This window comes from Rhizobium sp. RAF56 (assembly GCF_052113965.1).
In the GTDB taxonomy this organism is placed as follows: domain Bacteria; phylum Pseudomonadota; class Alphaproteobacteria; order Rhizobiales; family Rhizobiaceae; genus Rhizobium.
Genome location: NZ_JBFRDU010000004.1, coordinates 25314 through 48966, shown reverse-complemented (window position 1 = coordinate 48966; position 23653 = coordinate 25314). Strand labels below are relative to the sequence as shown.

17 protein-coding genes are annotated in these 23653 nt (G+C 63.2%); 5 read left to right on the top strand and 12 right to left on the bottom strand.

The window, feature by feature from the left end; genetic code table 11:
* Positions 1–48: 48 nt before the first annotated feature.
* From AB4048_RS04610 to rpsU, 3 genes are all read right to left on the bottom strand, one after another.
* Positions 49–1119, bottom strand: coding sequence for an NAD(P)/FAD-dependent oxidoreductase (locus AB4048_RS04610; protein WP_442200740.1), 1071 nt, complete (start codon positions 1117–1119; stop codon positions 49–51).
* 176 nt (positions 1120–1295) lie between these two features.
* A complete protein-coding gene (locus tag AB4048_RS04605; protein ID WP_442200739.1) occupies positions 1296–2171 on the bottom strand; it encodes a tetratricopeptide repeat protein in 876 nt (291 codons plus the stop codon).
* Positions 2172–2301: 130 nt separating this feature from the next.
* Positions 2302–2514 carry a 30S ribosomal protein S21 gene (rpsU, locus tag AB4048_RS04600; protein WP_077500520.1) on the bottom strand — a complete coding sequence of 71 codons (213 nt, stop codon included), beginning with the start codon at positions 2512–2514 and terminating at the stop codon, positions 2302–2304.
* On the opposite strand from rpsU, the gene AB4048_RS04595 reads away from it, so the two are divergent.
* Positions 2515–2715, top strand: coding sequence for a hypothetical protein (locus AB4048_RS04595; protein ID WP_442200738.1), 201 nt, complete (start codon positions 2515–2517; stop codon positions 2713–2715).
* Between the two features lie 15 nt (positions 2716–2730).
* Here the strand turns inward: AB4048_RS04595 and AB4048_RS04590 are convergent, their stop codons facing one another.
* Entirely contained in the window at positions 2731–5121 is a 2391-nt protein-coding gene (locus AB4048_RS04590; RefSeq protein WP_442200737.1) for a hypothetical protein, read from the bottom strand.
* A gap of 288 nt (positions 5122–5409) precedes the next feature.
* Between AB4048_RS04590 and AB4048_RS04585 the strand changes: the two genes are divergently transcribed.
* From AB4048_RS04585 to AB4048_RS04570, 4 genes are read left to right on the top strand one after another with little or no spacing between them, the layout of a single operon-like run.
* Positions 5410–6663, top strand: a complete 1254-nt coding sequence (locus AB4048_RS04585; protein WP_442200736.1) for a sarcosine oxidase subunit beta family protein — start codon at positions 5410–5412, stop codon at positions 6661–6663.
* Positions 6664–6675: 12 nt separating this feature from the next.
* Positions 6676–7017 (top strand): sarcosine oxidase subunit delta, encoded by a 342-nt coding sequence (locus AB4048_RS04580; RefSeq protein WP_442200735.1) that lies wholly within the window; start codon positions 6676–6678, stop codon positions 7015–7017.
* A complete protein-coding gene (locus AB4048_RS04575; protein ID WP_442200734.1) occupies positions 7014–10007 on the top strand; it encodes a sarcosine oxidase subunit alpha in 2994 nt (997 codons plus the stop codon). The genes AB4048_RS04580 and AB4048_RS04575 overlap by 4 nt, the downstream gene beginning before the upstream one ends.
* Positions 10000–10548: a sarcosine oxidase subunit gamma gene (locus AB4048_RS04570; RefSeq protein ID WP_442200733.1), complete on the top strand. Its 549-nt coding sequence runs from the start codon at positions 10000–10002 to the stop codon at positions 10546–10548. Before AB4048_RS04575 ends, AB4048_RS04570 begins: the two co-directional genes overlap by 8 nt.
* 4 nt (positions 10549–10552) lie before the next feature.
* Here the strand turns inward: AB4048_RS04570 and AB4048_RS04565 are convergent, their stop codons facing one another.
* The 8 genes from AB4048_RS04565 to AB4048_RS04530 form a co-directional block, all read right to left on the bottom strand.
* A complete protein-coding gene (locus AB4048_RS04565) occupies positions 10553–11608 on the bottom strand; it encodes a DUF2332 domain-containing protein (RefSeq protein WP_442200732.1) in 1056 nt (351 codons plus the stop codon).
* 1 nt (position 11609) lies between these two features.
* A complete protein-coding gene (locus AB4048_RS04560; protein ID WP_442200731.1) occupies positions 11610–12098 on the bottom strand; it encodes a MaoC family dehydratase in 489 nt (162 codons plus the stop codon).
* A 161-nt stretch (positions 12099–12259) separates the two neighbouring features.
* A complete protein-coding gene (glgX, locus tag AB4048_RS04555; RefSeq protein WP_442200730.1) occupies positions 12260–14236 on the bottom strand; it encodes a glycogen debranching protein GlgX in 1977 nt (658 codons plus the stop codon).
* Positions 14237–14390: 154 nt separating this feature from the next.
* Entirely contained in the window at positions 14391–16019 is a 1629-nt protein-coding gene (locus AB4048_RS04550; protein WP_442200729.1) for an alpha-D-glucose phosphate-specific phosphoglucomutase, read from the bottom strand.
* Between the two features lie 4 nt (positions 16020–16023).
* Complete coding sequence (glgA, locus tag AB4048_RS04545) at positions 16024–17466, bottom strand: glycogen synthase GlgA (protein ID WP_442200728.1); 1443 nt, start codon at positions 17464–17466, stop codon at positions 16024–16026.
* Between the two features lie 3 nt (positions 17467–17469).
* Positions 17470–18732: a glucose-1-phosphate adenylyltransferase gene (gene glgC, locus AB4048_RS04540; protein WP_442200727.1), complete on the bottom strand. Its 1263-nt coding sequence runs from the start codon at positions 18730–18732 to the stop codon at positions 17470–17472.
* A gap of 120 nt (positions 18733–18852) precedes the next feature.
* Positions 18853–21060, bottom strand: coding sequence for a 1,4-alpha-glucan branching protein GlgB (glgB, locus tag AB4048_RS04535; protein WP_442200726.1), 2208 nt, complete (start codon positions 21058–21060; stop codon positions 18853–18855).
* The gene (locus AB4048_RS04530; protein WP_442200725.1) at positions 21057–23519 is read right to left on the bottom strand and encodes a glycogen/starch/alpha-glucan phosphorylase; all 2463 of its coding nucleotides are present in this window, start codon (positions 23517–23519) and stop codon (positions 21057–21059) included. The genes glgB and AB4048_RS04530 overlap by 4 nt, the downstream gene beginning before the upstream one ends.
* Positions 23520–23653 lie beyond the last annotated feature (134 nt).

Below are 23653 nucleotides of genomic sequence, written 5' to 3'. Positions count from 1 at the left end.
GATAATATACGTGACAACAGGTGAAAGGCCGCCGTCCGGCGCTGTCGGCTATGCTCCGAAACGGGACAGGCGGAACGGGGAGAGGAGGGGCTGCTCCATGCCGAGGATCTCGTCGGCGGCGAGCCGTCCGACGAGTGGCGCGAGCGTGATGCCCGAATGCAGGACGGCCACATAGACCCCCTCCGCGCCATCGACGCCGCCGATGATCGGAAAGCCGTCCTTCGGCGTCGGCCGGTAACCGACGGTATGGAAATCCAGTTCCAGATCGTCCGCGTCCTTGAGCATCGCCTTGACCTTGGCGAACAGGCGGGCGGCAGCCTTGCGAGGTTCCGCGCCCGGATCGCCGCCGCCAAAATCGCTGCCGGCGATGATGCGACCTTCGCTCGTCTGCCGCATATGTAGCTCGGGCGCCAACACCAGACCTTTGAGGACCGGCCGATATCGGCCGGAGTGGACGATGAGACCAGGCGGCGCCTCCACTGGCAAATTGATGCCGGCCGAGGCTGCGAGCGCGACCGTGCCGAAGCCGGCGGCAAGAACGACACGGTCGGCCTGCAGCATGCCATCGGCCGTGTTCACACCCACGACGCGCTCGCCGTCTCTTGCGAGCTTGAGGGCATTCACGTTCGGATGAAATCTGACGCCTCGGCGCACGGCATCCGCGAGGAGGAGATGGGTAGTGGCGACAGGTTCCGCGGCACCCTCTTCGGCGACGTGAAGCGCGCTCTCGGGAAGTTCCGAGAGCCCCGGCTCCAATCGGGCGGCCTTGTCGCGGTCGACCTTGCGAATGCCATATCCCCAGCCGGCGTGCTCGGTGGCATAGGCTTCGAGTTCCTTGGGCGGCAGGTCCCAGCAGAGACCGCCGCACCACTTGAGCGGGATGCCGTCGACCGCCTCGGCAAGGCGTCTCCACTCTTTCATCGAATGTATGCGAAAGCGGAAATAGGGCTCGGGATTGCCCCAGCTCGCATTGATCCACGCAAAGGAATTCGGCGTCGCCTCGCCGCCGGCCCTGGCGGCCACAATAGTAACCGATGCGCCTCGCCGGACGAGATGCCAGGCGATCGATGCGCCGATGATGCCGGCGCCGACGACTATGACGTGCTGAGTGTTGGCCATGCTGCTCCCACATATACCCGCGCCCGCGTCTCCCGCTCGACGAACGAGCGGCGGACGCGTCAACGGTTTAGAACGGCCGCATGGTTCTCTTCATCGAGAAATCACGCCGCACGCGCTGTTGTCTGGGGTACGCAACCAGAGGCGCCGCCCGCCGCAAGGCAGACGGCAGCTTTCGATCAGGTGCCGCGTACCCGTGCCAGGCCATCCCTGGCCGGCTGGTACTTGGGATCGAGATTGACTGCGTGCTGATAGGAACGCGCCGCCTTGTCCTTGTCGCCGCGACGCTCGTAGACCAGCGCCTGGTTTGCCCAGGATTCGGCATTGTTGCCGTCGAGTTCGATGGCGTGGTTGAAGTCGGCGAAGGCGTTGTCGTCGTCGTTCAACGCGAAATAGGAAATGCCGCGGCCGTCGTAGGGCTCGGGCGAATTCGGCGACAGCGAGATCGCCTTGGAGAAGTCCTCAATGGCCTTGTCCTGCTGTTTGCGCTTCTGGTAGATCAGGCCGCGATTGTGATAGGCGCGCCCGTCGGTGGTGCCGAGATCGATGGCCTTCGAGAAATCCCTGAACGCGTCGTCGTCACGGCCGGCCTGGCGGTAGATATTGCCGCGACCGATATAGGCGACATCGTAGCTGGAGTTGATCTGCAGCGCGGTGTTGTAGTCGGCGACCGCCTCGGGCTGCTTGCCCATGTTGCGCAGGACCAGCGCGCGGTTGGCGTAGGCCTGATAGAATTTCGGGTTGATCTGGATGGCCTGATTGAAATCGGCAAGCGCCTTGTTGAACTCGCCGGCGCGACCATAGGCCGAGCCACGGACGTTGTAACCCTCGGGATCCTGCGGATTTGAGTTGATGACCGACGTCAGCGAGGCGATGTTTTCCTGCGACCCCTGCGCCTTGTCGATGCGGATCACGTTCTCGGAAGAATCGGTCTGGCAGCCCGCGAGGCCGAAAGCCGCGGCAAGCGCCAAGCCGGCCAGCGTTGCCCTGTATGTCCTAGCATTGCCCGAAAATCGGTTCGACGAGCGGGATTGTTTCAACGTTTTGGTTGCCATGCCCGGCGTGCTCTCCCCATGCGTACATCGGCCCTGCCGATGCCTACCTCTCAGAGACAAAATAAAAAAGGCGGCGGCGAACGACTCGCCCCCGCCAGACATACATCTGAAAACGTCGAAATAACGACGATTAACGTGCAACCACGCCTTCGCGCTGAGCGCGCTTGCGAGCGAGCTTGCGAACGCGGCGAACAGCTTCGGCCTTTTCGCGAGCGCGCTTCTGCGAGGGCTTCTCGTAGAAGTCGCGCATCTTCATTTCGCGGAAAATACCCTCGCGCTGCATCTTCTTCTTGAGAGCGCGGAGAGCTTGGTCGACATTGTTATCGCGGACAAGTACCTGCACGTGAAATCCCGTTCCTTTGGTTTTGCTGACCCTGCGGAAATCACCTTTCCGGGGCAAAGTAATGACGTTCGCTCGGCACGTCACCTTGCGATTGGTGTGGCGGAATATCAGATCACTTTGTCAAAGTCTAGCGGGGTCGCCGGGTTTGCGGCAAAAATTCCCGTTTTTGCGGGCCGTGACACCCGCCGCTGGCCGGTTTGACGGATCAAGGACACCTCAATGCGTGTCCTTCGCGCCGTCGTCATGTTCAGCCGTGACCGCCTTGGCTGCCTTGTCCTGCAAAGTCGGCTGGCGCAGGATGGGGCCGATCTCGTCGAGCGTATAGGAGGCGAGGAAATCTCGTCTGAGATAGAGCGCCTTCACCTCCTCGGTGGTAAAGGCGCGCAGTTGTGCCTGATCCTGCGGCGCGCCGCCGCCGGCATTCCACGCCGATTCCCAGATCATCGCGAGATAGCGGATGCCGAGGGCCATCACGCCGGCCGTCTCGGTGCCGACGGCATGCCACAGAGCGACGCGCGTCGCCTGCGCTTTGGTGCCGCGCGCGCCGACGTTCTCGTAGGCGTCGATGATCGTCATGGGCGGCAGGATCTTGGCGACGTCGTCCATCAGCCGGATGCAGGCCAGCGCGGCTTTCGAACCCTCCTTGACCAGCGCCAGGCCGTGGCCACCGGCCGGCAACGCGGTTCGAAGCGCGGGGATCAGTGCGCCCTGTCCGGCCATGACGTCAAGCATATCGCTTTCGAAGGCGGAATGGACGCCTTCGCCGTAGCGTACCTTTTCACCGGTTTTTTCGTCAGTGACCAGGTGTGACGGATCGCCGTCGGCAAATGCCGAGCCGTGCAGCGGCTGGGAGCCGTCGCCGATGTAGTGCGCAAGGATGCCGGCGGCGGTAACGAAGCTTTTGATATCGCCGGCGCGGACAAACTTGACCATTTCCTCAAAGATCTGCCAGACGCGGAAGGGGAGGAGGCCTTGGTTGAGGGGATCCCGTGCGCGCCGCTCTTCCTTCTTGTCGCCTTCAGCCCGCGCCTTGTCGGCAAGGTCCTTGTAATAGCGCTGCCAGGCGGCGACCGTCAGGTAGGTCTTCGGCCGTTTGAGGGCGAGTTGGCGCAGTGTCTTGCCGCCATAGGGCGTGTCGATATCGGCATAGTGGTTCGGATGTTCGGGTCCGTCGCGAACCTGGGTGTCGCGTCCGCCCGGCGCCTTGATCGACTGCTTCCAGACGTCATCGGGAACATCGGCAAGCCTTGCCGAGGCGGCTTTGGCTTCCTTCGTGGAAAAGCCCTTCTTCGCCAGGGTGGCAAGGTCGAAGCTCAGGAGATCGGCGTTGGCCTCGAGCAGGGTCTTCAGGGGACCCGCAGGAAGCTGGCTGATCGCAAGCGTTGCGATGCTGTAGTGGCCTTCGCGGCCCCAATAGCCAGAAACGCCGCGGTCCTGGTCGGTCACCAGCTCCACATCCAGGAGCTTGCAGACGTTGCTGAGGCTGGTGGCGACGGCGAAGTTCGAGCGCTTGCCGCCGACGTCGAACACCTGACCGCCCCATTCGATGGCGAGGGGACGTAGATTGCGGCCGAGAATGTCGGCCGGCGGCTTGTCCTTTTCGTCCTTCGTCAGGTCGAGATGCCAGATGGCGCCCGAATCGCCGTGGCGCGTATGCGCGCCGTCGCCCGCCGGCGCGATCAGGAAGTCGCCGACGTAGTCGTAACCGCCGACGGATCGGTAGCGGTAGAACATCGCCTTGATCGTTCCGGAAAGCAGGCCCGAGGCGGCGCCATAGGCGACGACCGGCCAGTCGATCAGTTTCAGGGTCAGGTTCTGCTCGTAGAAATCGGCAATCGGCTGCAATGGCGGCAGGCCGTAGATGTTGCTGGTCCAGTCATTGACGTCGTCGAGCCGGACCAGGCCGACATCCAGCGTCACATAGGATTGGTGCGCGGTGAAACCGGGATAGACGGTGTTGAAGGGCAGGCGTGTCAGCTGGCGTTCGGTGCTCCAGCCGATATCGACCGCGCCTTCGCGCATTTGGCTGCGGATCTCCGTCCCGGGCTCGCCGCAGGCATGGCGGGCGGTAAGCGCGTAGACGGTGTTGCCATCCGTCACCAGGCATCCGGCCGTCGCGGTATGAACCTGTCCCTGGGTCTCGACGGTAATCGGAAGCCCGCCGCCGAGCTTGGTATGCGGCCTTATCTTGGTCGTAAGCATGTCCTCGTTGCCGCCGGCAACCTCGTCCACTTCCACGACGCAAACGGGCACGGCTTTGCCGTCGGGCATATAGAGCGTTTTCGGTACGATCTGCGTCGGCTTGTCCCTGAAGTCCTCCAGGGTTTCCCAGCGGCGAACGAAGACGAGAACGCAGGGCCAGGAATATTCGCGGACTTCCGAGTTGGCGAGCGTTCTGGGCGTCGTCGACGGTTTCTTGGCAAGTGTGCGGTCCTGCCCGGATTCCTGCGGTCTTTTCTCGTCCCGGCGGATCAGATAGAGCCCGATCGCGGTGCCGACGACATTGTCCTTGCTCATGAGATGGTAGTGATAGAGGTCGCGCGCCTCGAGCAGTTCCTTCACCGACAGGCTGCTGAAATTGTATTCGCTTTCGATGATGCTCACCATGACATCGTCTCCCGCAGCAGAATGATCGCCAGCTTTAGGGCGCATACTAGCATGGCTATGTGAAAGTTGTAGCCTTCAACCATTTGCGCGCATGGGAGGTAAGGCTGGCGATCCCGGCGGATGCTCGCCGCATCCTCGGGACAAGCGGGGCGGACTTCTTTTCCGCCTGTGCCCGCCGTGTCAAAAGAGGATGCCGATTGCGTCGCAAAAGAACCGTTGTCTCGGGCCGGGATTTGCGATTTGTATGCGGCGATTGAAAGGGCTCTTCCTTAAAGGAGTAGAGGGCGAATGCGTAGATACTCGGTTTTTGCCGTGGCACGAGAGGCCATGCGTGGCCACAAGGGTTGGCAGGCCCAATGGACTTCGCCCGAGCCGCGCCAAGAATATGATGTCATCATCATCGGCGCCGGCGGACATGGATTGGGTGCTGCCTACTATCTCGCCAAGGAACACGGCATCACCAATGTCGCCGTCATCGAGAAGGGCTGGCTCGGCGGAGGCAATACCGGCCGCAACACCACCATCATCCGCTCGAACTATCTCTATGAAGAGAGCATGCACATCTACGAGCATTCGATGAAGCTCTGGGAGGGGCTTTCTCAGGATCTCAATTATAACGTCATGTACTCGCCGCGCGGCGTCATGATGCTCTCGCACAACATTCACGACCAGCAGTCGTTCAAGCGGCATATCCATGCCAATCGCCTGTACGGCATCGACAACGAATGGCTGACGCCGGAACAGGCCAAGGCCTATTGTCCGCCGCTCGATATTTCCCAGAGCGCCCGCTACCCGATCAACGGGGCGGCGTTGCAGCGCAGAGGCGGCACCGCGCGCCATGATGCGGTTGCCTGGGGCTATGCCCGCGCCGCTTCCGATCGCGGCGTCCATATCATCCAGAATTGCGAAGTGACCGGCATTCGCCGCGGGCCGGACGGACGCGTTGCCGGCGTCGAGACCAGCCGCGGCTTCATCGGCGCCAAGAAGATCGGCGTTTCGGCGGCAGGCCACACCACGACCGTGATGAAGATGGCGGACGTGCGCGTGCCCTTGCAGTCGAGCCCGCTGCAGGCGCTGGTTTCGGAACCGCTGAAGCCGATTTTCCCTTGCGTGGTGATGTCGAACACGGTCCACGCCTATATTTCGCAGTCGGACAAGGGTGAACTTGTCATCGGGGCCGGCACCGACCAGTACAATTCCTACAGCCAGACCGGCGGCCTGCAGATCATCACCCATACGCTCGATGCGATCTGCGAGCTTTTCCCGATGTTCCGTCGCGTCAAGATGATGCGCTCCTGGGGTGGCATCGTCGACAACACGCCGGACCGTTCGGCAATCCAGTCGAAGACGCCGGTGCCGGGGCTTTACGTCAACTGCGGCTGGGGCACGGGCGGCTTCAAGGCGACGCCGGGTTCGGCGAACCTCTTCGCGCATCTCATCGCCCGCGACGAGCCGCACAAGTTCAATGCCGGCCTGACGCTCGACCGTTTCCGGACGGGGCGCCTCATCGACGAGGCGGCCGCGGCCGCCGTCGCGCACTGACACGAGGTTTCCATGCTACTCATCCATTGCCCCTATTGTCAGGAAGAGCGCTCCGAGCTCGAATTCCGCAACGCCGGCGACGCCCATATCGCCCGCCCGTCGGACATTGCCGCGATCTCCGACGAGCAGTTCGAGGAATTCTTCTTCCTGCGCGACAATCCGAAGGGCCTGATCTTCGAGCGCTGGCGGCACATTCATGGCTGCGGCCGCTTCTTCAATGCCGCCCGCGACACCGTGAGCGACAGGTTCATCACCACCTACAAGGCCGGGGAGCCGAAGCCGGATCTTCATCCTCAGCCTGCGACGAGCGCCACCGTCGAGACCTATGAAGCGACCGAAGGAGATGCCCGATGAGCGGCGCCAACCGTATAGCCGGCAAGGGCCGCCTCACGCCTGCGAGGACCGCGCGCTTCACCTTCGACGGCAAGCGCTACACCGCGCTCGAGGGCGACACCGTTGCCTCGGCGCTGCTGGCGAACGGCGTCCATCTCGTCGGCCGTTCCTTCAAGTATCACCGCCCGCGCGGCATCCTGTCGGCGGGAGCGGAAGAGCCGAACGCGTTGCTCGATATTTCGCGTGACGCCTCGCGCAAGCAGCCGAACGTGCGCGCCAGTGTCCAGGAAGTCTTCGACGGCATGATCGCGAGCTCGCAGAACCGCTGGCCGAACCTCGCCTTCGACGTCGGCGGCGTCAACAACTGGATGTCGCCGTTCTTCGCCGCCGGCTTCTACTACAAGACCTTCATGTGGCCGAAGAGCGCATGGAAGCATATCTACGAGCCCTTCATCCGCCGCGCCGCCGGTCTCGGCGTCGCGCCCACCGAACCGGATCCGGATCACTATGCCGGCCGCTATGCCCATTGCGACGTGATGGTCGTCGGTGCCGGCGTTGCCGGCCTCTCGGCAGCGCTTGCCGCCGCCGAAACGGGCGCGAAGGTCATCCTTTGCGACGAACAGCCGGAGGTCGGCGGCGCGCTGCGCTTCGACGCCGGGACGAGCGTTGACGGGAAAGAGGGCTATGTCTGGGCGCAGGATGCTGTGGCCAAGCTCAAGGCGATGCCGAATGTCCAGGTGCTGACCCGCACCACCGCCTTCGGCTATTACAACCACAATTTCATCGGCCTTGCCGAGCGGGTGACCGACCATCTGGCAAAGCCCGGCCGCGACCTGCCGCGCGAACGGCTCTGGCAGGTGCGCGCCCGGCGCGTCATCCTCGCCACCGGCGCCATCGAGCGCCACATGGTGTTTCCGAACAACGACCGTCCCGGCATTATGCTTGCGTCTGCGGCGCGCACCTATCTCAATCACTACGGCGTCGCCGTCGGTGCGAAGATCGGCGTCTATGCGGCGCATGATTCCGCCTATGAGGCCGCGTTCGACCTGAAGCGCGCGGGCGTCACCGTGGCCGCCATCGTCGATTGCCGGCCGCGACCGGGCGAAGCTGTGATGGCGCAGGCGCGCAGCCTCGGCATCGAGGTTCTCGCCGGTCACTCGGTCATCGACACCGCCGGCAAGCTGCGCGTTTCATCGATGACCGTGGCGCGCAACGGCAGCAAGGCAAGCCGAAAGATGGCGATCGACGCATTGCTCGTTTCGGGCGGCTGGACGCCTTCGGTGCATCTTTTCTCGCAGTCGCGCGGCAAGCTGCAATTCGATACGGAGAACCAGCGCTTCCTGCCCGGCACCTATGTCCAGGACTGCGTTTCCGTCGGCGCCTGCAACGGCACGGACGAGCTGCAGGCGGCGATCGACGAATCGCTTGGCGCCGGCGAGCGTATGGCGCGCGAGGCGGGGGCTATGGGCGGCGAGACGATCGCGCTTGCCGGCAAGACGGCGTTCGAATGGTCCGGCGGCATGATCGGCAGCGCCGAAGGTGCGGGGCCCGAAACCAACGCGAAGGCCTTCGTCGATTTCCAGCACGATGTCTGCGCCAAGGATATCCGCCTTGCCGTGCGCGAAGGCATGCACTCGATCGAGCACATCAAGCGCTTCACCACCAACGGCATGGCCTCCGATCAGGGCAAGTTGTCGAACATGCACGGCCTTGCGATCGCCGCTGAAATGCTCGGCCGCGAGATCCCGCAGGTCGGGCTCACGACTTTCCGCGCACCCTATACGCCGGTCACCTACGGCACGCTCATCAACCATTCGCGCGGCGATCATTTCGATCCGGCGCGCAAGACTGCGATGCACGGCTGGGAAGAGGCGCACGGCGCCGCCTTCGAAGACGTCGGCAACTGGAAGCGCGCCTGGTTCTATCCGAGATCCGGCGAGACCATGCATCAGGCGGTCGATCGGGAATGCGCGACCGTGCGCAAGGTCGGCGGCGTCTTCGATGCCTCGACGCTCGGCAAGATCGAGGTGGTGGGTCCGGATGCGGCCGAATTCCTCAATCTCATCTACACCAACGCCTGGGACACGCTGAAGCCCGGCCGCTGCCGTTACGGCATCATGCTGCGCGAGGACGGTTTCGTTTATGACGACGGCGTCGTCGGTCGCCTTGCCGACGATCGTTTCCACGTGACGACCACGACCGGCGGCGCGCCGCGCGTGTTGCACCACATGGAGGACTATCTGCAGACCGAGTTCCCGCATCTCAAGGTGTGGTTGACCTCGGTCACCGAGCAATGGTCCGTCATTGCGGTGCAGGGACCGAAGGCGCGCGAGATCATCGAGCCGCTCGTCGAGGGGATCGATCTGTCCAACGAGGCTTTCCCGCACATGAGCGTTGCCGAAGGCAAGGTCTGCGGCGTGCCGGCGCGGCTTTTCCGCGTCTCCTTCACCGGCGAACTCGGCTACGAAATCAACGTCCCGGCCGACTACGGCCAGGCGGTTTGGGAAGCTGTCTGGGCACGTGCCGAACCGATAGGCGCCTGCGCCTACGGCACCGAGACCATGCATATTCTGCGCGCCGAAAAGGGCTACATCATCGTCGGCCAGGACACCGACGGAACGGTAACGCCCGATGATGCCGGACTTTCCTGGGCCGTCTCCAAGAAGAAGGCGGATTTCGTCGGTATTCGCGGCCTGAAGCGCCCGGATCTCATGAAGGAAGGCCGCAAGCAGCTCGTCGGCCTGATCACCAAGGACCCGAAGACGGTGCTGGAAGAGGGGGCGCAGATCGTCGCCGACCCCAACGAGCCGAAGCCGATGACCATGCTCGGGCACGTCACCTCCTCCTACTGGTCGGAAAATCTCGGGCGGTCGATTGCCTTTGCGCTGGTCGCCGGCGGCCGCGAGCGGATGGGCAGGACGCTCTACGTGCCCATGCCCGACAAGACGATCGCCGTCGAAGTGACGGACATGGTGTTCTTTGACAAGGAAGGAGGCCGGATCAATGGCTGATCAGGCTCATCGCACATTACCGCTCACCGGCCGCTATGGCGGTTCCGCCGCGGTCCGGTTGACCCCCGCCGCGCCCGCAAGCCGGATTTCGCTGCGCGCGCCGACGGAGTCCCTAGCCGCGCTTACGACCGCGCTCGGCGTCAAAATCCCCGTCAAGCCGAAGACCTCGGCCAAATCAGGCAAGCGCCACGCCCTCTGGCTCGGTCCCGACGAATGGCTGCTGATCGACGAGACCGAAGCCGACCTGATGGCCGCCGCTGCCACCGCATCCGCGCTTCACTCGGCCGTTGACGTCTCGCATCGCAATACCGCGATCATCGTTTCGGGACCGGGCGCCGAGGCGACGCTCAGCGCCGGCTGCCCCCAGGACCTGTCGCTTGGCGCCTTCCCGGTCGGCGCCGCTTCGCGCACGCTCTTCGGCAAGGCGGAAGTCGTGCTGCTGCGCACCGACGCGGAAACCTTCCGCGTCGAAGTGTGGCGCTCGTTCTCGAACTACGTCTTCGGTCTTCTGGCCGAGGGGGCTGGGGACGCAGCGCTCTGATTTGCTAGCCCCCGGACAAGCCTGTCCACCTTATCCAGCGGCCGTGAAAGTCGGCGCGGCCGATCTGGTGTTTCTTCCCCGGCGGCCAGAGTTGAAGCGCCAAGGCCGCACCGTCGCGTTGGCCGTCGGCCTCCATGGAAAGGCGCGCGAGCGGCGCGTCCGGCGTGCTGCGGGCGCCGGCAGATGCGATCATCGCGTCGCCTGCCGCCTGTGACGATTCCGGCAGATATTGCCAGGCAATCGAATGGTAAATGACGTGCACCGCACCGGGTCGGACCTGATCGAGGCGTGACTGTAGCCAGTCGACAGCGTCACAGCGCTCCACCCGATGCGTGGACGCGGCGGCGATATCGAGCGCGCTTTCGGTGCGCTGGAGGCGATCCGGCTGGTCAGCCCAGATATAGGACATCAACCTTAGACGGTCGTCGTCAGCCTCTGGATCGAGCGGATTGAGATCGCAGGCGGCGCGTTCGGCGATTTCGATCTGCGCACCGGGGAGAGCAGGTCCCTCCCACTCGGGGCTCAATGTCACCGAAGACGGGCCACCCCAATAGAAGTCCCCGAGCCGGTAGGCGTAACGGTCCCAAATCAGGTTGAGACCGGCGCTCGCGCCAATTTCTGAAAGAACGAGCGGCCTTCCGGTCAGTTTCGCGATCGTGAGAAAGCCGGGCAAAAGCGCGGCGGAGCGGCGCACCTCGTTGGTCTGGGGTGGAGATTTCAACTGCTCGATGATGAAGGTACGGTGTCTGTGCAGCGCCTCCTCCACTGCGGCCCACAGCACGTCGGGATCGATGGCGTTCGGCGGATACGCACGAGCAAGTTCGGGCGCCGCCCCGGAGCGGACGAGCCCGTGAAGCGCTCCCGCGAAGCGCAGTGCCAGAGCATCGCCGTCACTGCCGGGATTGCCCGGCCAGGAAAGGATGTGCTTTCCCGCTTCGGTTACGTCCGTCAGGCGCTCGGCGGCGAGGCTGCACACCAGCGCGGTGAACGGCGAGCCCAGTTCGGCGCAGGAGACCGATTGTCTTGCGAAGGCACGACGGATACTCTCCTCCGCAGTCATCCTATACCCCTTCCGGCCTATCCTTCGGGTCGAATTGTGAAATCGTCGTCCAGGTCGCGGTGAGCGCCGGTTTGCGCTCGCCTTCGATCTCGATGGTGACGTCGTAGGTGAGCATGACCATGCCGGCGCCGCGGAAGCGGCAGTGGGTGAGAACGAAATGGCCGCGAATGCGCCGGTCGACCCTGACGGGGGAAATGAAGCGGACGTTGTCGAAGCCGTAGTTGATGCCGAGCGTCTGCTCGCGGATCTTCGGCAGGCAGTTGTAGTTCATCGTCGATAGCAGCGAGAGCGTCAGGAACCCGTGGGCGATCGTTCCGCCGAAGGGGCTTTCGGCCTTGGCGCGCTCCGGATCGACGTGGATGTACTGTCGGTCGTCAGTGGCCTCGGCAAAACCGTCGATCATCTTCTGGTCGACCGTGATCCAGTCGGAGAGGCCCGCTTCCGTGCCCACGACCCCTGGAACGTCGACAAGTGATATCTCTCTGACCATTATCTCTCCGTTCGCCGACCGGCCCTATCGCATCCATTATCTCCATGCCGGACGATCCTGCAATTCTTTGTTTTTGCGGAGCGTTTTATTCCGGGGACACGGCTTGCCGGCGGGCGCGCCCATCCCCGCGACGATGGCGAAGTTGGGTTTCGATCGTGCTCTCAATCTTCGAGGAGAAACCTGACGGTGCGGCCGGAAACCGCGATCGTTTCTTGATATCGTTCCTCCGCCCCCGGCGAAAGCTCGGTCCAGCCGAGCCGGAACGAGCGGGGCAATGCAAAGGTGCGAGTGGCAGGGGCGCGATTGAAGAGGACGGCTAGACGGGCGCGGCGGCGCGTCGCGAAGTCGGTCGTGGACAGCAGCATGGTCAGGGTCTTCAAGGACGGCGTCTGCCATTCGGCGACCTCCATCGCCGTGCCGGCCTGCGACAGCCATTCGACATCGCCGCTGCCGGTGAAGAAGGCGGTTTGGCCAAAGACGGAAAAGCGGCGGCGCAGGCTCGCGAGGAATGCCGTGTGCTCGATGAGCTGTTCGTCGAGTTGCGACCAGTCGAGCCAGGTGATCGCATTGTCCTGGCAGTAAGCGTTGTTGTTGCCCCGCTGCGTGCGCCCGCCTTCGTCGCCTGCCGTCAGCATGAGGGTGCCGCGCGTGGCAAACAGCGTCGAAAGCAGTGCCGCGACGTCGCTCTGGCGGCGCTCGAGCACGGCCGGATCCTCGGTCGCGCCCTCGACACCGTTGTTCCACGAATAGTTCTCGTTGTGGCCGTCGCGGTTTTCTTCGCCGTTGGCCTCGTTATGCTTGGCGGCATAGGAGACGAGATCCATCAGCGTGAAGCCGTCATGGGCGGCGAGGAAATTGACGGAACGCGTTTGACGCCGGCCATCGCGACCGAACGCGCCGGAGGAGCCGGAAAGGGCGGTCGCAAGATCGCCGGTCTTGTTGTCGTCGCCGCGCCAGTAGGCACGCATGTCGTCGCGGGCGCGATCGTTCCATTCGAGGAAGGGGGAGGGGAAGTTGCCGAGCTGGTAACCGCCGGGACCGATATCCCAGGGTTCGGCGATCATGATCCGGTCCGACAGGACATCGTCGGCAACGAGGGCGCGCAGCGTGCCGCCGTCGGCCTGGAAGCCGTGCGCGTCGCGCCCGATGATCGTCGCCAGATCGAAACGGAAGCCGTCGATGCCGGCCTGCAGCACGAAGTGGCGCAGGCTGTCTAGAATGAGCCGGCGGATAAAGGGTTGGTCGCAGGCGACGGTGTTGCCGGTGCCGGTATCGTTCACCAACTCGCCGGGACGGTCCGGCTGGTGACGGAAGAAGGATGGATTGTCGAGCCCGCGCAGCGACAGCGTGCTGCCGTGGCGGTCGCTTTCGCCGGTGTGGTTGAAGACCAGATCGAGAATGACGGCGATGCCTTCGGCGTGCAGCGCTTCCACCGTCTCCCGCAATTCCTTGACGCCGCCGGGCACCAGGCGCGGATCGAGCGCCATGAAGCCGACGGGATTGTAGCCCCAGCCGTTGGTGAGCCCGAGCGGCGGCAGGTGGCGTTCGTCGATCCAGGCGGTGATCGGCATCAGCTCGACCGCGTCGACGCCGATGCGTTTCAGATGCGCGATGACGGAAGGATGGGCAAGGGCCGCGACAGTGCCGCGCTTAGCCTTCGGAACATCGGGATGAAGAATGGTGAACGGCTTGACGGCGATCTCGTAGATGAGGCCGCCGGGTTTGAAGATCGATGCCCTCTCGGCCTCGGCGAGCTCGCTGATGGCGATCGCCTTCGGAACGAGGGCCTGGGTCTCCTCGCCGAAGATACCGAGCTTGCTGTCGTAGTGGAGGGGGCGGTCGAGCACCTTGGCATAGGGATCGATCAAGAGCTTCGAAGGATCGAACCATAAGCCGTTGTCGGGATCATACGGCCCATGCGCACGGTAGCCGTAGCGCGTTCCCTCGCCGATGCCCTTGACCGACAGGTGATGGACGCTGCCGTCGCGGATCATCGCAAGGCGGGCGGTCTCACTGTCACCGGCCGCGTCGAAAAGGCAAAGCTCTATCTTTTCGGCATGCTTCGACCAGACCGTAAAGTCGATGCCCTCGTCGGTGATCCTGGTGCCAAAGGCGCTGTCCGTGGAGTTTTGCGTCACTCTGGCACCCTGCTTTTTTGTGGGCCTGTTTGCCGCCAATCCGCCCTCCCGTGAGGGGAGGGTCGGCCCTCCGGCCGGGTGGGGCGATCGTCGACATAGAGCGTACGGCGAGCGTTACCCCCGCTCGCGGCGCCGCTGCGACCTCCTCAAGAGGTCAGGTAATCACGGTCGGAGCGTCGCGGCCCGTGCGGCCTCTGATATCGGCGATCGACTGGGCGGCGGTGATGAGATCCGCCAGCGCTTCCTGCGTCTCGATATTGTGCCGCGTCGGATCCGGCTCGTAGCGCTCGATATAGACGCGCAGCGTAGCGCCGGACGTGCCGGTGCCGGAGAGGCGGAACACCACGCGCGATCCGCCTTCGAAAAGAATGCGGATGCCCTGATGCCGGCTGACGGATTTGTCGACCGGGTCGTGATAGGCGAAATCGTCGGCCGCCGTCACGGTCAAGTCGCCGATCTTCGTGCCCGGCAGGCTAGGCAGTCGGGCGCGCAGCGCCCCGATCAGGCCGTTGGCGGCGTCGGTATCCACGCCCTCGTAGTCGTGCCGCGAATAATAGTTGCGCCCATAGGTCGCCCAATGCTGCGTGACGATGTCGGTGACGCTTTCGCCGCGCATGGCGAGGATGTTGAGCCAGAGAAGCACCGCCCAGAGGCCATCCTTTTCGCGGACATGGTTGGAGCCGGTGCCGGAGCTCTCTTCGCCGCAGATCGTCGCCATGCCGGCGTCCAGCAAATTGCCGAAGAACTTCCAGCCGGTCGGCGTTTCATACATGCCCACCCCTCGCTTTTCCGCGACGCGGTCGGCCGCGCCACTCGTCGGCATGGAACGCGCGATGCCGACGATGCCGCTCGAATAACCCGGGGCCAGGTTGGCGTTTGCAGCGAGGATCGCCAGGCTGTCCGACGGCGTCACATAGATGCCGCGGCCGATGATCAGGTTGCGGTCGCCGTCGCCGTCAGAGGCGGCGCCGAAATCCGGTGCGTCCTCGCCCATCATCTCGTCATAGAGCTCCTTGCAATGGACGAGGTTGGGATCGGGGTGATGGCCGCCGAAATCCGGGAGCGGCATGAAGTTGCGCACGGAACCGGTCGGCGCGCCGAGGCGGTTCTCGAATATTTCCTTGGCGTATGGGCCGGTGACGGCGCTCATCGCGTCGAAGCAGATGCGGAAGCCGAGGCTGACGAGGTTGCGGATGGCGCCGAAATCGAACAGCTCCTCCATCAGCGCCGCATAGTCTTCCACCGGGTCGATGACCGACACGATCATGCCCTCGACATCCTCGCGGCCGATGCGGTCGAGGTTGATGTCGGGGAAATCGGCGATCTTGTAAGCGTCGATCAGCTTGGTGCGGGCGTAGATCGCGTCGGTGATCTTTTCCGGCGCAGGGCCGCCGTTGCTGATGTTGTACTTGATGCCGAAGTCTTCGGTGGGGCCGCCGGGATTGTGGCTTGCCGACAGCACGATGCCGCCGAAGGCCTTGTATTTACGGATGACATGCGATGCGGCTGGCGTAGACAGGATGCCGCCCTTGCCGACCATGACCTTGCCGAAGCCGTTGGCGGCGGCCATCTTGATCGCCTTCTGGATGACTTCGCGATTGTAATAGCGCCCGTCGCCGCCAATCACGAGGCACTTGCCCTGGTAGCCGTCGAGCGAGTCGAAGATCGACTGGATGAAATTCTCGGCATAATTCTGCTGCTGGAACTCGGGCACCTTCTTGCGGAGCCCGGATGTACCCGGTTTCTGATCCTGATAGGGTGTCGTGGGAACCGTTTTGATCATCGGGTTACATGCCTTTCGAGACGAGACTGGAATAAAGGGCAGCGTAACGCTCGGCGCTCCTTCCCCAGGATATGTCGGATTTCATGCCCTGCTTTTGCATCTGCGTCCAGAGCTTTCGATCTTCAAACAGATGCATTGCCCGGCGCATCGCTTGCAGCAGCCCCTCGGTTGTTACCGGCGAAAACTGCACGCCGGTCGCTACTTTTGCCTGGATTGCGGCGTGATTGGCATCGATAACCGTGTCGTTCAACCCACCGGTTCTCGCCACGATCGGCAGGCAGCCGTAGCGAAGTCCATAGAGCTGCGTCAGCCCGCACGGCTCGAACCTGGATGGAATGATGATGGCGTCGCAACCGGCCTGCATAAGATGAGACATAGGCTCGTTGTAGCCGACGGCCATACCGACGCGGCCCGGATGTGCGGCGACCGCCGATAAAAGCGCGCCTTCGAGCGCCGCGTCGCCGGCGCCGAGAATGACGAGCTTGCCGCCCATGGCGACGATCTCCTCGACGGAGCCGGCAAGCAGGTCCATGCCCTTCTGCCAGGTCAGGCGGCTCACCACGCAGAAGATCGGACCGTCGTCGTCGTCGAGGGAGAAGTGTTCGACGATCGCCTTGCGGTTTCGCTGGCGCTCCTTGAGGGTCGAGCTATCGTAGTGACGAGCGATCATGGGATCGGTCTTCGGGTTCCAGATATCCGCGTCGATGCCGTTGACGATGCCGTGGAGATTGTCCATGCGGCTGGCGATAACGCCCTCGAGACCCATGCCGAACTCGGGCGTGAGGATCTCGAGCGCGTAGGAGGGGCTGACCGTGGTGATTGCGGTTGCCGTCTGCAGCCCGCCCTTGAGGAAGCCGATATCGCCGTAATATTCGACGCCTTCCACGGAGTAGGCATGGGGCGGCAGCTCCAAGCCCGCGAAAGCGTCCAGCCCGAATTGTCCCTGGAACGCGATGTTGTGGATGGTCAGCACGCTCGGCAGTTCCGGCGTCGGGCGGTAACGCATGTAGACCGGCGTCAGCGCCGCTTGCCAGTCGTGGACGTGAACGAGTTCCGGCCGCCAGCCGGGCATGCCCCCTTCGGCGATCAGGGCGCCGGCAAGCGACAGCGCCCCGAAGCGCCGCCAGTTGTCCGGATAATCCTTGCCCGTCTCGTCCACGTAGGGACCGCCGGCGCGGCGGTAAAAGGCGGGCGCGTCGAGGATCAGCATCGACGCGCCGTCGATCGTCACCTCCAGCACGGTCGCCTTTTCCCCAAGCAGATCGTTGAGGACCAGCCGGACCTCGGGGTCGCGCACCTTGCTCATCACGGACGGATAGCCGGGAAGCAGCGTCTTCATGTCGGCGCCGTAGGGCTTGAGTGCGGCCGGCAGGGCGCCGGCCACGTCGGCGAGGCCCCCTGTCTTGATCAGGGGGAAGACTTCCGACGCGACCGACAGGACTCTCATATGTCAGATACCCAGCTTGTCGATCATCGTCTGCGTGATCAGGCAAATGCCGCCTTCGGACCGGCGGAAGCGCTTGGCATCGAGTTCGGGATCCTCACCCACGACCAGGCCCTCGGGAATGGTGACGCCGTGGTCGATCACGACGTTCTTGAGCTGGGCGCGGCGGCCGACCTTGACGCTCGGCAGCACCACGGCTCCCTCCAGCCGCGAGTAGGAATTGGCGCGAACGCCGGTGAACAGCAGGCTGTTGTAGAGACTTGCCCCTGAGATGATGCAGTCGCCCGCGACGACGGAGGAGATCGCCGAGCCGCGACGGTCCTCGTCGTCATGGACGAATTTCGCCGGCGGGCTGATTTCCGCATAGGTCCAGATCGGCCAGGACTTGTCGTAGATGTCGAGCTCCGGAACGATCGCCGTCAGATCGATATTGGCCTGCCAATAGGCATCGATCGTTCCGACGTCACGCCAATAGGGTTCGCGCTCGAAATCCGACCGCACGCAGGACTGCGCGAAGCGATGGGCGACGGCTTTGCCGTTCTTGACGATGTAGGGGATGATGTCCTTGCCGAAGTCGCGGCTGGATGTCGGATCGGCGGCATCGCGGCGCAGGCAATCCAGCAGGAATTTCGTGTGGAACACGTAAATGCCCATGGAGGCCAGCGCATGGTCCGGCTTGTCGGGAATGCCGGGCGGATTGGCGGGCTTCTCGACGAAGTCGATGATGCGGTCGGTGGCGTCCACATGCATGACGCCGAAGCCAACCGCTTCCATGCGCGGCACTTCCAGGCAACCGATGGTGACGTCGGCGCCGGAATCGACGTGCTGCTGCAGCATCCATTCGTAGTCCATCTTATAAATGTGGTCGCCGGCGAGGATGACCATGTATTCCGGATCGTAGGGCTCGATGATGTCGATGTTCTGGTAGACGGCGTCGGCCGTGCCCTCGTACCATTGCGTCTCGGAGACGCGCTGGCTCGCCGGAAGAATGTCGAAGCTCTCGTTCCGCTCGGGGCGGAAGAAGTTCCAGCCGCGTTGCAGATGGCGGATCAGCGAGTGCGCCTTGTATTGGGTTGCGACGCCGATGCGGCGGATACCGGAATTGAGCGCGTTCGACAGCGCGAAATCGATGATACGGGTCTTGCCGCCGAAGTAGACGGCGGGCTTGGCGCGGCGATCGGTCAGCTCCTTCAAGCGACTGCCACGCCCGCCGGCAAGCACGTAGGCCATGGCGTCGCGCGCCAATGGTTGAACACGTTTCTCCATCATGCATCCTCCACTGAAACTTAATTTAGTGCATCTCCATTTTCTCCGAATACTGGAGATGCAATATCTATCTGATTTACTTAACGCAGCACAAAAACAGCTACGCACATCTGCTAAAACTACTTAGATCTCGGGCTCCAGCATGATGGTCGCCAGCGGCGGCAGCGTTATCGTCGCTGCAATCTGTCCGCCCGCGTTCACGGCCTGCACGCGCCCGCCATTGCCCTTGCCGCCGCCGCCGTAGATGTCGGCATCGGTGTTCAGTATTTCGCGCCAGCGGCCCTCGATGGGTAGCTTCAGCGAATAGTTCTCCCGGTAGACGGGGGTGAAGTTGGTGATGACGGCGATCGGCTTTTCGCCGGGCGCCTTGCGCAGCCAGGCAAGTACGGAATTTGCGTCGTCGTCGACGATCAGCCACTCGAAACCGTCGCCCTCGCAGTCGCGTGCATGCAGCGCCGGCTTGCTGCGATAGGTGAAGTTGAGATCCCGCACCAGGCGGCGCATGCCTTCGTGCATGTGATATTGCAGGAGGTTCCAATCGAGCGCGCGGGCCTCGCTCCATTCGCTCCACTGCGCAAATTCCTGGCCCATGAACAGCAGCTTCTTGCCCGGGTAACCCCACATGAAGCCGTAGTAGGCGCGCAGGTTGGCGAATTTCTGCCAGTCGTCGCCTGCCATCTTGGCGATCATCGAACCTTTGCCGTGCACCACCTCGTCATGGGAGATCGGCAGGACGAAGTTTTCCGAGAAGGCGTAGATCAGGCCGAAGGTCAGTTCGTTGTGGTGGTGCCTGCGGTGCACCGGGTCGCGCTTCAGGTAGCTCAGCGTGTCGTGCATGAACCCCATGTTCCACTTGAAGCCGAAGCCGAGCCCGCCTTCGTGGACCGGCTGCGAGACCTTCGGCCAGGAGGTGGACTCCTCGGCGATGGTCATTGCTTCCGGGTGCGCGCCGTAAAGCCGCATGTTCATCGACTGGAGGAAGCGCACCGCCTCGAGATTCTCGTTGCCGCCATACTCGTTGGGAATCCATTCGCCGTGCTTACGCGAATAGTCCAGGTAGAGCATCGAGGCGACGGCATCGACGCGCAGCCCGTCGAGATGGAATTTCTCCGACCAGTAGAGCGCATTGTTGAGGAGATAGGCGAGCACCTCGGTGCGCCCGAAATTGTAGATCGCCGTGTTCCAGTCGGGGTGAAAGCCCTTGCGCGGATCCTCGTGCTCGTAGAGCGCGGTCCCGTCGAACCAGCCGAGCCCATGCTCGTCGGTCGGAAAATGCGCCGGCACCCAGTCGAGGATGACGCCGATGCCCACCTTGTGGGCGCCGTTGATGAAGCGCGCGAAACCCTCCGGCTCGCCGAAGCGCGCGGTCGGAGCGTAAAGCCCGGTCGTCTGGTATCCCCAGGACGGGTCATAGGGGTGTTCGGTGATCGGCAGGAATTCGATATGGGTAAAGCCCATGTCGACGCAGTAGGGAATAAGCCGCGAGGCGAGTTCGTCCCAGGAAAGCATGGTGCCGTCGTCGCGGCGCTGCCAGGATGAGGCATGCACCTCGTAGATCGAGATCGGCTGGCGCCGCTTGTCGATCGTGGCCCAATGCTTTCGATGCGCCTCGTCGTCCCAGGTCTGGACGAGCTCTTCGGCGGTCACCGATGCGGTCTTCGGGCGCAATTCGCTGCGGCGGGCGAAGGGATCCGCCTTCAGCGGCAGCGGCACGCCGTCATGGCCCATGATTTCGAACTTGTAGGCAACGCCGGTCGGGACATCGGGGGCGAAAATCTCCCAGATGCCGGAATCGGCGCGCAGCCGCATGACGTGCAGCCGGCCGTCCCAATTGTTGAAATCGCCGACGACGGAGACGCGCCGGGCATTCGGCGCCCAGACCGCGAAATGGAAGCCGCTTGCGCCCTCATGTTTCAGATGATGCGCGCCCATGCGGTCGAAAAGACGCAGGTGCGACCCCTCGCGGGCAAAATAGTCGTCCATCGGCCCGAGCACCGGACCGAAGGAATAGGGATCCGTGACGGTCCATTCCGCATCGCCTCTGCGCGCACGATAGCGCAGCGGTTGCAGTTTGGAGAGCGACACCGGACCGGCGAAAAAACCTTCCGGATCGCGGCACTCGAGTTCGCCGACCACGGTGCCGTCGAGCGTCATGGCGGTTACCGCCTCGGCGCCGGGAATGAAGCAGCGGGCGACGAAGCCGCGCGCAGCTCTCTGGACGCCGAGAACCGCAAACGGATTGGTATGTGTGCCTTCGACGATCGACGCCATTTCGGTCGCCGGAATCGTGCCGGTGGCGCCACCGTCATCCGTTTGCGTAGACTTCGTCATACGGCTCTCCAGATCTCCTGCGCATATTGGCGGATGGTGCGGTCGGAGGAGAACCAGCCCATCCGGGCGGTATTGCAAATCGTCTTGGCATACCAGTCGGACGGGGTCTTCCACAGCGCATCGACCTCGCGCTGGGCGGCGGCGTAGGCATCGAAGTCCGCGGCCACCATGAACCAGTCGTGACTGTATATGCCGTCCATCAGAGCCGCATAGCGGCTCCGGTCGTCAGGGGAGAATACGCCCGACGCGATCGCAGAGAGCGCCTGCGCAAGCTCGCGCGAGCTCTCGATGATCTTGCGCGGGTCATGGCCTTCGCTGCGGACATTGGCGACCTCGTCGGCGGTCAGGCCGAATATCACCATGTTCTCCGGCCCGACATGCTCGCGCATCTCGACGTTGGCGCCGTCAAGCGTGCCGATCGTCAGCGCGCCGTTGAGCGCGAACTTCATGTTGCCGGTTCCCGACGCCTCCATGCCCGCCGTCGAGATCTGTTCCGACAAATCGGCGGCCGGAACCATGATTTCAGCCAGCGACACGTTGTAGTTCGGCACGAAGACGATCTTCAAGAGACCGCGTACCGCGGGGTCGTGGTTGATGACGCGGGCGACGTCGTTGATGAGTTTGATGATCAGCTTGGCGTTATGGTAGCTCGGCGCCGCCTTGCCGGCGAAGAGCTTGACGCGCGGCTGCCAGTCGAGCTCGGGATGCGAGCGGATCTGGTCGTAAAGCGCTATCGCTTCGATGATGTTAAGCAGCTGGCGCTTGTATTCGTGAATGCGCTTGATCTGGATGTCGAACATCGCCGACGGATCGAGCTTGATGCCCATGCGCTGCGCCACGAGATTGGACAGCTGCACCTTGTTGGCGCGCTTGACGGCGGCGAACTTCTCCCGGAAGGCGGCGTCCCCGGCAAACTGGTCGAGCGGCTTCAGCGCTTCGGCGTCGTCGAGGAATGCATCGCCGATCGTTTCGCGAACAAGCGAGGTGAGGCCGGGGTTGCACTGCATAAGCCAACGCCGCGGCGTGATCCCGTTGGTCTTGTTGTTGATGCGGCCAGGGTAGAGCTTGTGCAGGTCGGCAAAGACCGTGACCTTCATCAGATCGGTATGCAGCGCGGAAACGCCGTTGATCGAGTGCGAACCGACGAAGGCGAGATTGCCCATGCGCACGCGGCGTTCGCCGCTCTCGTCGATGAGCGAGATCGAGCGAATTTCCGTGTCGCTGAAATTCTTTTCCTTGCGCGCCTCGATCAGAATCTTGGCGTTGATCGCATAGACGATCTGCATGTGGCGGGGGAGGAGCCGCTCGAGCAGCGGCACCGGCCAGCTCTCCAGCGCTTCGGGCAGCAGCGTGTGATTGGTATAGGAAAAGGTACGGCGGGTGATGTCCCATGCCGTGTCGAAATCCAAGCCGTGCACGTCGCACAGAAGGCGGATGAGTTCGGTCACCGAGACGGCCGGGTGGGTGTCGTTGAGCTGGATCGCCACCTTGTCCGGCAGGGACGTGAAATCGTCGTACTGCTGAAGATGGCGTCGCAGGATGTCCTGCAGCGACGCCGAGGAGAAGAAGTATTCCTGCCGCAGGCGCAGTTCCTGGCCGGCCGGTGTCGCATCGGCGGGATAGAGAACGCGGGTCAGGCTTTCGGCCTTGTTGCTCTCGCGCAGCGCTCCGATGTGGTCGCCGGCGTTGAAGGCGTCGAGCAGGATCGGATCTATCGGCTGGGCCGACCACAGTCTCAGCGTGTTGACGCGCTTGCCGCGCCAGCCGACCACCGGGGTGTCGAAGGCCGCGGCGATCACCCGCTCGGCGGGCTTCCAGATATAGTGCGGCTGGTCGTCATGGCTGGTCGCGACCTCGACAGAGCCGCCGAAGCCGATTTCATAGGCGCTCTCGCGGCGCTCGAACTCCCAGGGATTGCCGTGGGCGAGCCAGGTTTCCGGCAGCTCCACCTGCCAGCCGTCCGCCATCTGCTGGCGGAAGAGGCCGTGGACGTAGCGAATGCCGTAGCCGTAGGCGGGTATCTCGACGGTGGCCATGGATTCCATGAAACAGGCGGCGAGCCGGCCGAGGCCGCCGTTTCCGAGGGCGGCATCCGGTTCCAGGCCGGCAATGACGGAAACGTCGACGCCGAGCGAGGAGAGGGCGTCGCGCACCTCCTCCATGAGGCCGAGATTGGAGACGGCATCGCGCATCAGCCGTCCGATCAGGAACTCAAGCGACATATAATAGACGCGCTTGGCACCCGTGGAGTAGGCCCTACGGGTCGATTCCATCCATTTGTCGATGATGCGGTCGCGAACAACGAGAATAGTCGCGGTCAGCCAGTCGTGCGGTTTCGCAACCTTGGCATCCTTGCCGATGCGGTATGTCAAACGCTCAATGATCTCTTCCGCGAGAATTTCCGGTTGGGAACTACGCGGCGCGGGAGAGGGGAGCGTGGCCTTTGTCAGATTGTTCATCGGGTCTCGCCAAATGTGTTTTGAATTCAGAAAGTTGGGGCTGCTTAAATCGATTTGCTATTCAAGTCTCCATTCAGTTTATGCACCGTTGGGAAGTACTTGCAACAACGGAATTGGGGCCGATGAAATTTTAG

Excerpts from the sequence above, each read along its gene's own strand:
- AB4048_RS04585 (WP_442200736.1), top strand. The coding sequence starts at position 5,410 with ATGCGTAGATACTCGGTTTTTGCCGTGGCACGAGAGGCCATGCGTGGC.
- AB4048_RS04580 (WP_442200735.1), top strand. The coding sequence starts at position 6,676 with ATGCTACTCATCCATTGCCCCTATTGTCAGGAAGAGCGCTCCGAGCTC.
- AB4048_RS04530 (WP_442200725.1), bottom strand. The coding sequence starts at position 23,519 with ATGAACAATCTGACAAAGGCCACGCTCCCCTCTCCCGCGCCGCGTAGT.
- AB4048_RS04575 (WP_442200734.1), top strand. The coding sequence starts at position 7,014 with ATGAGCGGCGCCAACCGTATAGCCGGCAAGGGCCGCCTCACGCCTGCG.
- AB4048_RS04570 (WP_442200733.1), top strand. The coding sequence starts at position 10,000 with ATGGCTGATCAGGCTCATCGCACATTACCGCTCACCGGCCGCTATGGC.
- AB4048_RS04560 (WP_442200731.1), bottom strand. The coding sequence starts at position 12,098 with ATGGTCAGAGAGATATCACTTGTCGACGTTCCAGGGGTCGTGGGCACG.
- AB4048_RS04610 (WP_442200740.1), bottom strand. The coding sequence starts at position 1,119 with ATGGCCAACACTCAGCACGTCATAGTCGTCGGCGCCGGCATCATCGGC.
- glgC (WP_442200727.1), bottom strand. The coding sequence starts at position 18,732 with ATGATGGAGAAACGTGTTCAACCATTGGCGCGCGACGCCATGGCCTAC.
- AB4048_RS04565 (WP_442200732.1), bottom strand. The coding sequence starts at position 11,608 with ATGACTGCGGAGGAGAGTATCCGTCGTGCCTTCGCAAGACAATCGGTC.
- glgA (WP_442200728.1), bottom strand. The coding sequence starts at position 17,466 with ATGAGAGTCCTGTCGGTCGCGTCGGAAGTCTTCCCCCTGATCAAGACA.
- AB4048_RS04550 (WP_442200729.1), bottom strand. The coding sequence starts at position 16,019 with ATGATCAAAACGGTTCCCACGACACCCTATCAGGATCAGAAACCGGGT.
- glgB (WP_442200726.1), bottom strand. The coding sequence starts at position 21,060 with ATGACGAAGTCTACGCAAACGGATGACGGTGGCGCCACCGGCACGATT.
- AB4048_RS04605 (WP_442200739.1), bottom strand. The coding sequence starts at position 2,171 with ATGGCAACCAAAACGTTGAAACAATCCCGCTCGTCGAACCGATTTTCG.
- AB4048_RS04590 (WP_442200737.1), bottom strand. The coding sequence starts at position 5,121 with ATGGTGAGCATCATCGAAAGCGAATACAATTTCAGCAGCCTGTCGGTG.